The organism is Mycobacterium sp. (genome assembly GCF_019243155.1).
GTDB lineage: Bacteria > Actinomycetota > Actinomycetes > Mycobacteriales > Mycobacteriaceae > Mycobacterium.
This window is the reverse complement of record NZ_JAFAUS010000471.1, coordinates 1-7,590: the sequence shown is the minus strand read 5'-3', so window position 1 is coordinate 7,590 and position 7,590 is coordinate 1. Positions and strand designations below refer to the sequence as shown.

The following is a 7,590-nucleotide window of genomic DNA, read 5'->3' as shown; positions in this document are numbered from 1 at the left end:
CGCAATTCCGGCGTCGGTCAGTTGCGGCACACCCCACAACGCGCCGCCGCGAGTGAACTGGTCGACGACCGCCGAGTCCCACGCCGAGGCGGCGCCGGGCCCCAGCGCCGAGCCGATGTTCAGCAGCCGGCCGCTGTCGGCGTAGGCGGCCAGGTAGGCGTTCGACAGCCAGTAGATGTCATCGGCGCTGCCGCCGGCGACATCGGTGCGCAGGGTGTTGAAGTACGTCGAGTACGCCACCACATTGGTGTGCACTTCGATGTCGGGATGCGCGCGCGTAAACGCGTCGAACGACTGCCGATACGCCGCGGCGATCTGGTCGCCCCACACCCGCACGGTCACAACGATTTTGCCGCCGGCCGGTGCGCCGGAGTAGTCCAGCAGCACCGCCATCACGGCCAACAACACCGCGACCAGAGCCACCGCTGCGGCCGCCAGCGTCGAAAAGCGGGGCCGGCTCACTTGATCCCCGAGACGACGATCGAGGCCACGATGTGACGCTGGAAAGCGACGAAGAGGGCGATCAACGGAACGATCGCCACCGTCGTCGCCGCCATCACCAACGTCCACTGCGAGTTGAACCGCGACTGCAGGTCGGCAGTCGCCACCGTGAGCACCCGCCACCGGTGGCCGCTGGTGATCACCAACGGCCACATGAAGTTATTCCACTGCGAGACCACAGTGATCAGCGTCAAGGCGGCCAGGACCGGCCGGCTGGACGGGATGACGACGTGGAAGATCACGTCCAGCGTGTTGGCCCCGTCCAGGCGGGCGGCGTTGACCAGCTCGTTCGGAATCATCCGGAAGTGCTCGCGCAGCAGGAAGATCGCGTACGGCGAGCCGAACATGAACGGCAACACCAACGCCCAGAACGTGTTCCGCAGGCCCAGCTGGGCCATCATCAGATACATCGGCACCACGGTGACCGTCCCCGGCACCATCAACGTCGCGATGTACACCCAGAATAACGCATCGCGGCCGGGAAAGTGCAAGCGCGCGAACGCGTATGCGGCCAACACCGAAAAGGTCAACTGGCCCACCAGAATCACCGCCGTCATCAAGGCGGTCACGGCCGCCGCGCGGCCGAACCCCGCTCCGGCCAGATCGGCGAAATTGCGCAGCGTGGGCGGTCGCGGCAGTTGCAGCGGTGTTCCGGTGGCGAACTGGTGCGCCGAGGTGAATGCGGTCAACAGGCCAAGCGCGAACGGCACCAGGGTGATCAGTGCGCCGACGGTGAGTCCGGCGTAGATCACCACGTTCGAGACGCGGCTAGGTGAGGTCATAGCTGATCCGCCGCCGGAAATACATCTGTTGAACCATGGTGACGCCGATCAGGATGACGAACAGCACCACCGCCATGACCGACGCGCGCCCGATGGCCGCCGACCCGAAAGCCTCGGCGTAGATGCGGTGTGCCACCAGATCGGTGCTGCGGGCAGGTCCGCCGTCGGTCAGTGCGTAGACGGTGTCGAAAACCTGTGCGGCGCTGACGATTCCGGTCACCAGCACAAAGAACGTCGTCGGCCGCAGCATGGGCAGGGTGATCCGCCGGAAACGCTGCCACGAGGTGGCGCCGTCGGTGCGCGCGGCGGCGTGAATGTCCTCGGGAATGGCGAGCAGGCCCGCCAGGAACGAGAGCGAGACATATCCGACGTTCGTCCAGACGACGACCGCCGAGACGAGCGGCAGCGCGAAGCCGGGATCCGACAACCATTCGATGCTGTGGCCCAGCACCGCGCTCACCGCCCCGTCAGTGGGAGCAAGGATCCAGCGCCACAACACCGCGATGGCCAGCGGCGCGCAGATCCAGGGCAGCACGTACAGGGTGCGAAACAAACCGGTACCGGGAAGCTGACGGGCCAGCATGGAGGCGGCCAGCAGTCCCAGTGCCGTCTGGGCCGGCACGACGATCGCCACGAAGATCGCCGTGACGATCAGCGAGTTGCCGAAGCTGGCGTCGGTCAACACCGAGCGCCAGTTGGCCAGGCCCACATAGTGCAACGGGCCGAGCAGGTCCCAGCGGCAAAGGCTCAGCCAGATGACGACGAGGATGGGCAGCAGTAGAAAGGCGAGAACACCGAACATGCTGGGGGCGAGCAGGGCGTAGCCGAGCGCGGTGGATCGAGGTTCTTTCCTCAGTACGGCGCTGGCCATGAAGGTATTAAAGCGGGCGGCGGCGCGGTTTGTGACGACTGGCCGTTACGGTGGAGCCGTGACATTGAACCAGGGTATCGACGCCGACTTCCTGGCCCTGCCGCGTCACGAGCTCGCCGAAGCCGCGCTTTCGGCGGCCACAGCGGCCGGAGCCAGCTACGCCGACCTGCGAGTTCATTGCATCAACACCGAGATCATTCAATTGCGGGACGGCGAGCTGGAGACCGCGGTCGTCAATCGCGAGATCGGCCTGGCGGTGCGAGTGATCGTCGACGGCACGTGGGGGTTCGCATCCCACGCCGAATTGGCACCCGCGGTTGCCGCCGAGACCGCGCGTCGCGCCGTGCACGTCGCGACCACGCTGGCGGCGCTGAACACCGAGCGGGTGGAGCTGGCCCCCGAGCCGGTGTATTCCGATGCGACCTGGGTTTCGAACTATCGGATCGACCCGTTCGGCGTTTCGGCCACCGACAAGATCGCGGTCTTGGAGGACTACTCGGGACGGCTGTTGAGCGCCGACGGCGTCGATCACGTGTCGGCTGTTCTCACGGCTGCCAAGGAGCAGACGTTCTACGCCGACACCTTCGGATCGTCGATCACCCAGCAACGGGTCCGGATCCAGCCGACGTTGGAGGCGGTGACCATCGACGCCGCGGCGGGCAGCTTCGACTCGATGCGGACGCTGATACCCCCGATGGGGCGCGGCTGGGAAGTCCTGGTCGGCGACGAGGTGTGGAACTGGTCAGATGAGCTCGCGGAGCTGCCCTCGCTGCTGGCCGAGAAGGTCAAGGCGCCCAGCGTCATCGCGGGCCCCACAGATCTGGTGATCGACCCGACGAACCTGTGGCTGACGATTCATGAATCCATCGGGCACGCAACCGAATACGACCGCGCGATCGGCTACGAGGCCGCCTACGCGGGAACGTCGTTCGCCACGCCCGACAAACTCAACACCATGCGGTACGGTTCGCCGCTGCTGAACGTGACCGCGGACCGCACCGTCGAATTCGGTTTGGCCTCTATCGGTTACGACGACGAAGGAGTTGCGGCGCAGAGCTGGGATCTGGTGCGCGACGGGATATTCGTCGGCTACCAGCTAGACCGGGTGTTCGCCCCGCGGCTGGGTCAGCCGCGCTCCAACGGGTGCTCGTACGCGGATTCGCCGCACCACGTGCCGATTCAGCGGATGGCCAACGTGTCGCTGCAGCCGGCTCCCGAGGACATCAGCACCGCCGACCTGATCGGCCGGGTCGAGGACGGCATCTACATCCTCGGCGACAAGTCCTGGTCGATCGACATGCAGCGCTACAACTTTCAGTTCACCGGTCAGCGATTCTTCAGGATTCGCGACGGCCGTCTGGACGGACAGTTGCGCGACGTCGCTTATCAGGCCACCACAACCGATTTCTGGAACTCGATGGAGGCCGTGGGCGGCCCGTCGACTTGGCGGCTGGGCGGTGCGTTCAACTGCGGCAAGGCGCAACCCGGACAGATCGCGGCCGTCAGCCACGGCTGCCCGTCGGCGATGTTCCGCGGAGTTAACGTGCTCAACACCCGTACCGAGGGCGGCCGATGATCACTCCTCAACACGTCGTCAACATCGTTCTGAATGAGGCGGCCAAGCTCGGGCACGCCGACGAGACCATGGTGCTGGTCACCGACAAAGTCGACGCGACGCTGCGATGGGCCGGCAATTCAATGACCACCAACGGTGTTTCGGTCAGTCGCAGCATCACGGTGATCTCCGTGGTGCGCCAGGGGTCGAGCGCACGCATCGGCACAATGGTGTCCGGCGAGGTGGATCCGCGGGTGATCCCCGGCCTGGTGGCGGCCTCCCAGCAGGCGGCCCGCACCGCACCCGAGGCGGGCGATGCCGCGCCGCTGCTGGAAGACACCGGGGTGCCTGCCGATTGGGACGCACCGGTTCCCGGGACCGGCCCCACGATCTTCGCCGACGTCGCTGATTCCCTGAGTCGCGGCTTCGGCGGCACCGATCGGCTGTACGGCTTTGCGCAGCATGGTGTTTCGACGACGTTCCTGGCGTCGTCGACGGGATTGCGACGCCGCTTCACGCAGCCCACGGGTACAGTCGAGATCAACGCCAAGCGCGGTGACGCCAGTGCCTGGGCCGGCGTCGGAACCCCCGATTTCGTCGATGTGCCAACCGATCTGCTGCTCGAGCAGCTGTCGACGCGACTCGGCTGGGCCAAACGCAGTATCGAATTGCCCGCGGGCCGCTACGAGACGATCATGCCGCCGTCGACGGTGGCCGACATGATGATCTACATGGCGTGGTCGATGGCCGGCCGCGGGGCGCGAGAGGGTCGCACCGCGTTCTCGGCGCCCGGCGGCGAAACCCGGGTGGGGGAGAAGCTCACCGATCTGCCGCTCACCTTGTTCTCCGATCCGATGGCGCCGGGCCTGGCGTGCACGCCGTTCGTCGCCGTGAGCAACTCCTCGGAAGAGGTGTCGGTGTTCGACAACGGCATGGCGATCACCCAGGTCGACTGGATCCACGACGGGGTGATCAACGCGTTGGCCTATCCACGGGCCACCGCCGCCAAATACGAGACCGACGTCGCCGTTGCCGCCGACAACCTCTTGATGACCGGCGGGAGCGCCAGCCAGGCCGACATGATCGCGTCCACCGAGCGCGGGCTGCTGCTGACCACGCTGTGGTACATCCGCGTCGTCGACCCCACCACGCTGTTGTTCACGGGCCTGACCCGCGACGGCGTCTACCTCATCGAAGACGGCGAAGTGACCGCCGCCGTCAACAACTTCCGGTTCAACGAGAGTCCCCTCGATCTGCTGCGACGGGCCACCGAGGCCGGCGTAAGCGAGAAGACGCTGCCGCGAGAATGGGGCGATTGGGCCACGCGCGCGGTGATGCCGTCGCTGCGCATACCGGACTTCTACATGTCGTCGGTCAGCCAGGCGCAATAGCCGATTGCCGCCGCGGCGGGTGCGTTCTAGCGTGAGACGAATGGCGGCACCGGTTTCGGTTCGAGAAGACCTGCTCGCGTGCCTCGTTGCCCTGTCTCCGGGCGATGGACGCCTTGCGGCGCTGATTCGCCGGGTGTGCGCGCAGACGTTGTCACTGCCGCCGCTGCCCGCTGCCGTCGAAGTCGGCGAGCCGCAGTCGGAAGCCGAGACCGTCGTCGCCGAATTCGCCGAGCAGTTCAGCACCGACGTCTCGGCGATCACCGGCGAGCAACGCTCCCGATTGTGGAAGCAATTGGGGGACCGCACCTTCAGCGTCGTAGTGCAGATGTACATCGCCGACTTCGTTCCGCGAGTGCGGGCGGGATTGGAAGCGCTCGGCGTCGGCTCGGAGTATCTGGGTTGGGTGAACGGCCCGATCGCGTGGGATCACACGACCGACCCGTCGGATCCGGTGTTCAACGACTTTTTACTCTCGGTGGCTCGAATGCGGACCCTCGATCCGGTCACCTCGGAGCTGGTTCGGTTGCGCGGCGCGGCCCAACACAACTGCCGGCTGTGCAAGTCGTTGCGCGAGGGCAACGCGCTCGACGCCGGGGGTTCGGAAACGCTGTACGACGAGATCGAGCACTTCGATTCGTCGGCTTTGCTCGACGACCGCGCAAAAGCCGCACTGCGCTACACCGATGCGTTAATTTGGACCCCTGCGCACCTCGTCGCCGACGACGCCGCCGAGGTGCGCTCCCGGTTCTCCGAGGTAGAGGCCATAGAGCTCACCTTCGACGTCATGCGGAATGCCAGCAATAAGGTCGCCGTATCGCTGGGAGGCGACGCTCCCCGGGTCGAGCAGGGGACCGAACGCTACCTCCTCGGCGCCGACGGGCAGACGATTTTTAGCTAGCAAAACGGGCCGCGGATGCGTCTGGCCGCCGGCCCGTCGGTTGTTGCTGCGGTGACGTCGCGCCGAGGGCTGTTTGCCGCGTTTGCGGGGTAGTTTGCCGGGTGTCCAAGCGACCCGCCCCGGCCCACCGAAAACACCGAATGTTAACCATTCGTACACTCTGGCGCAAGCAATCGTTACCGCTGCTTCTGGGCGAATTCGCTACTTTTAGCGCGAGCACCGAGACTTATGTGAAACATATATGTGACGGTGGCGAGATGGCAGCGTGGCCCGGGCCTAGAAGACCATTCGACCGCGTGACCGTGTACCCGCGGACCCGAGCGGCCTTCTGGCTGATATTTGCAGGATTTGTAGCTTGATTGCGTCGGATAGCACTAGGCGTTTCCGCGCAGAGGGAGGTTCGGAAATGACAACCACCCGTACACACTCGCACGTGCGAGTGTCGCTGGTGTGGGCCGCCGGTGCTGCGCTCGGAGCCGCGCTGATCGGTAATTCGCTGTTGTCGGCGCCGCAGGCATCCGCGAACTGCCAGCTGAGCGCGCAGGATGATCAGTACATCAACCTGTTGGCTCAGAACAAGATGGTTCACGACGCCTCATACAGCGACTGCCACGAAGCCATGGAGGGCCGCTGGTTCGCCGACCAGGTACGGGCTAACTCTAACCCGTACGGCGAGGGCCAAGAGTTGATCAACATGATCACCAGCACGACGGGAATGTCCCAGGCCCAGGCCGAATGGGAGGTCGAGTCGGCGATCTTCGTCTATGCGCCCGATTTGCTTCCCAAGATCAAGGACCAGGCCGCGACGGCCGCCCCGCCCGAGGCTTAAACGGTCAGGAGTTCAGCAAACTTAAACCAAGTTGTCGGCACTGACAGCGACGGCGATCCGTCGCCGTCGGTGCCGCTTCTTTTCGACCTCGCTGCCGGGATCAATCGCGGCTTCAAAGATCTTCTCGCACTGATCTTTAGATCAACTGCTGTTCACCTTTTGTTTGCAGTTTTCGCGTAGTCCCACGCGCCGTCCGTGGGTACTCATTCCATTGGAGATAATGGACAGCAGCAACTTTTCCACTCAAAGGGGGACTTGGAAATGACTACGGCACAGACGCGCCTGCGCCGTCGGGTGCTATCGGGATGCGCCGCCGGTGTTGCGCTGGGGGCCGCGATGTTCGGCGGTTCGGTGCTGTCGGCACCGCACGCATCGGCGTCCTGCGACATGAGCCCTGCGGACGATCAGTACATCAAACTGCTGGCGCAGAACAAGATGGTGCACAGTACCGAAACCAACGACTGCAATGAGGCCGCCGAGGGGCGCTGGTTCGCGAGCCAGGTGCGGGCCAACTCCAATCCTTATGGCGAGGGCCAGGAGTTGATCAACATGATCACTCGAACCACACCGATGAGTCAGGCCCAGGCAGAGTGGGAAGTCGAGTCGGCGATCTTCGTCTACGCGCCGGACTTGATTCCCAAGATCAAGGATCAAGCCAGCAAGGCCGCGCCTCCGGCGCCTGCGTGATTGGTTGGATCATCCGACCAGTTGAGTGAGTGCCCGCCGTGCGGACACTCACTCCGGCATTGGGCTACCGTTTCCT

General features: G+C 64.9%; 8 protein-coding genes. 5 read left to right on the top strand and 3 right to left on the bottom strand.

Features of this window, described 5'->3' with window-relative positions; all coding sequences use genetic code 11:
• From JOZ00_RS23800 to JOZ00_RS23790, 3 genes are all read right to left on the bottom strand, one after another.
• Nucleotides 1-462: extracellular solute-binding protein (locus JOZ00_RS23800; protein ID WP_293349012.1), on the bottom strand; the 462-nt coding region annotated here is incomplete at its 3' end.
• Entirely contained in the window at nt 459-1,283 is an 825-nt protein-coding gene (locus JOZ00_RS23795) for a carbohydrate ABC transporter permease (protein WP_293349009.1), read from the bottom strand. The genes JOZ00_RS23795 and JOZ00_RS23800, both read right to left, overlap by 4 nt.
• Nucleotides 1,270-2,139, bottom strand: coding sequence for a sugar ABC transporter permease (locus JOZ00_RS23790; protein WP_293349015.1), 870 nt, complete (start codon nt 2,137-2,139; stop codon nt 1,270-1,272). The genes JOZ00_RS23795 and JOZ00_RS23790 overlap by 14 nt, the downstream gene beginning before the upstream one ends.
• 73 nt (nt 2,140-2,212) lie before the next feature.
• Here JOZ00_RS23790 and JOZ00_RS23785 point away from each other — a divergent pair, with 73 nt between their 5' ends.
• From JOZ00_RS23785 to JOZ00_RS23765, 5 genes are all read left to right on the top strand, one after another.
• Nucleotides 2,213-3,730 carry a TldD/PmbA family protein gene (locus JOZ00_RS23785; RefSeq protein ID WP_293349006.1) on the top strand — a complete coding sequence of 506 codons (1,518 nt, stop codon included), beginning with the start codon at nt 2,213-2,215 and terminating at the stop codon, nt 3,728-3,730.
• A complete protein-coding gene (locus tag JOZ00_RS23780; RefSeq protein ID WP_293349003.1) occupies nt 3,727-5,100 on the top strand; it encodes a TldD/PmbA family protein in 1,374 nt (457 codons plus the stop codon). The genes JOZ00_RS23785 and JOZ00_RS23780 overlap by 4 nt, the downstream gene beginning before the upstream one ends.
• Before the next feature lie 40 nt (nt 5,101-5,140).
• Complete coding sequence (locus tag JOZ00_RS23775; protein WP_293349000.1) at nt 5,141-5,998, top strand: carboxymuconolactone decarboxylase family protein; 858 nt, start codon at nt 5,141-5,143, stop codon at nt 5,996-5,998.
• Nucleotides 5,999-6,404: 406 nt separating this feature from the next.
• Nucleotides 6,405-6,827, top strand: coding sequence for a hypothetical protein (locus tag JOZ00_RS23770; RefSeq protein WP_293348997.1), 423 nt, complete (start codon nt 6,405-6,407; stop codon nt 6,825-6,827).
• Between the two features lie 261 nt (nt 6,828-7,088).
• Entirely contained in the window at nt 7,089-7,514 is a 426-nt protein-coding gene (locus tag JOZ00_RS23765) for a hypothetical protein (RefSeq protein WP_293348994.1), read from the top strand.
• The last annotated feature ends 76 nt before the right edge of the window (nt 7,515-7,590 follow it).